Annotated in this window: 2 protein-coding genes; both read left to right on the top strand. The window is 45.3% G+C overall.

What is annotated here, in order from left to right; all coding sequences use genetic code 11:
• Window positions 1-400 (top strand): RagB/SusD family nutrient uptake outer membrane protein (locus VL525_RS06350; RefSeq protein ID WP_325384532.1); only part of this gene is annotated, 400 nt, incomplete at its 5' end.
• Between the two features lie 299 nt (window positions 401-699).
• Window positions 700-2,291 (top strand): gamma-glutamyltransferase (gene ggt / locus VL525_RS06345; protein ID WP_325384530.1); only part of this gene is annotated, 1,592 nt, incomplete at its 3' end.

The raw sequence follows: 2,291 nt of genomic DNA, 5'->3' as shown, positions 1-2,291 counted from the left end.
TGCTCAGGTGGGTAATAATGGTGGGGCCGATGTGCCTATTATACGCTATGCCGATATCCTGTTAACCCGTGCCGAAGCATTGAATGAATTGAACGGCCCAACGGTCGAGTGCTTTACACTAATTAATCAGGTGCGCAGCCGTGCAGGTATCGCTCCGCTTACTTTAGTTGACGCACCAACACAGGATGCTTTCCGTGATGCTATTCTGCGCGAACGCGGCTGGGAGTTTGTTGGTGAAGGCAAACGTCGTGAAGATATGATCCGTCAGGGTAAATTCCTTTCTTCGGCTTTAGCCAGAGGAATATCTGCAAACAATGTAACAGCCGGTAAAGTATTATTCCCGATCCCGCAAAGTGAGATTGACGCTAATAAACTGTGCGTTCAAAACCCGGGTTATTAATAAAGTAAGCCATTAATCTTGCCGTAGCGTTATGCTGCGGCAAGATTTTGGACAATGGTGGCCAGATTTCCGGCAACACTTTTCAATTCCCCTACGGGCTACAAGAAACGCTGATTTCATACATGAAATTGGCGTTTCTTGCTTTATAGGCCGCGCAATAGCTAAAATTTGTATGACTATGAATAATGTGGAGATGGTTTGCAGCAAAATTTAAACGCCGCCGCTGCCAACTTTTTAAAAAAGGAACTCTTAGAAAAAAAATAATCGATTAGTAATTTTAGGGGCAAGAATTGCTTGATATGATAAAAAAGCTTTATATAATTTGTTGCCTGCCGACGTTTCTTTTTGCCGGGCAGATTTGCTCTGCGCAGCAAGCATCAACCTCTTACAAAAATGGTATGGTGGTATGTGCTTATCCCGATGCAGCTAAGGTGGGTGTAGATATTATGAAAAAAGGCGGCAACGCTGTTGATGCCGCTGTCGCTGTTCAGTTTGCTTTAGCTGTGGTTCACCCCATAGCCGGTAATATTGGCGGAGGTGGTTTTATGGTATATCGCGCAGCGGATGGAAAAACCAACACGCTTGACTACCGGGAAAAGGCGCCCGCCGCTGCAAAGGAAAACATGTATCAGGATGCTAATGGCAACGTAATCGCAGGTATGAGCCTAACTACTCACCTGGCTTCTGGTGTACCGGGCTCTGTTGACGGTATGTATGAGGCGCATAAAAAGTATGGTAAATTAAAATGGGCCGAATTGGTACAGCCCGCCGTTGATCTGGCTTCTAGAGGTTTTGTGATCACCGGGAGGCTTGCTGCCAGCTTAAATGGTACAAAGGCAGACTTTATGCGTCTTAATCCCGGCAAGTACTATTTCATAAAGGATTCTTTGTGGAAGAAGGGCGACATTTTAAAGCAGGCGGACCTGGCTCATACCTTAGCATTGATCCGCGACCGCGGTCGTGAGGGTTTTTATAACGGCGAGGTAGCCGGTAAGCTGGTAGCTGAAATGAAAGCAGGTAAAGGTATCATGACCGCTGAGGACCTGAAAAACTATCACTCAGTTTGGCGGACGGCGATCATCGGGAAATACAAAAGCTATAAGATCATCACTATGCCTCCTCCGTCAAGCGGTGGTATTGCTTTGCTGCAATTACTGCATTCGGTAGAGAAATATCCTTTAAGCCGATATGGTCACAATCGAGATTCTTCTATACAACTCATTGTAGAGGCCGAGCGCCGTGTTTATGCAGACCGATCAAAGTATCTGGGCGATCCTGATTTTTACAAAGTCCCCGTAGATAGTCTGCTGGAGCCGGCATATATCGATTCCAGAATGCGCACATTTACCTGGGCACACGCTACACCGAGTTCTGAAGTTGGAGCCGGTACTTTTGTAGGTTATGAAAGCGATCAAACCACACATTTTTCAATAGTTGATAAACAAGGGAATGCTGTTTCTATCACCACCACGTTAAATGGTTCCTTTGGCTCAAAGATCATTGTAAGCGGTGCAGGTTTTTTGCTGAATAACGAAATGGACGACTTCAGCTCAAAACCCGGCGTACCTAACATGTACGGATTGATTGGCGGTAAGGCAAACAGCATCCAAGCCAATAAAAGAATGCTTTCATCCATGACACCAACTATTGTTGAAAAAGACGGGAAGCTATTTATGATAGTGGGCACACCGGGCGGATCGACCATTATTACATCGGTATTTCAGACCATTATTAACGTTTTAGAATATGGTCAAAATATGCAAGAAGCGGTTAGCTCAGGGCGGTTTCACCACCAATGGCTGCCCGATGATGTTACTATCGAAAAAAATGCAGTCACCGATGATGTGATGCATATATTGGAGCAAAAGGGTTATAAGCTGGTAACCCGTAA

This window comes from Mucilaginibacter sp., from assembly GCF_035492695.1.
GTDB lineage: Bacteria > Bacteroidota > Bacteroidia > Sphingobacteriales > Sphingobacteriaceae > Mucilaginibacter.
The sequence above is the reverse complement of the archived record's forward strand: the minus strand, read 5'-3'. Positions and strand labels throughout refer to the sequence as shown.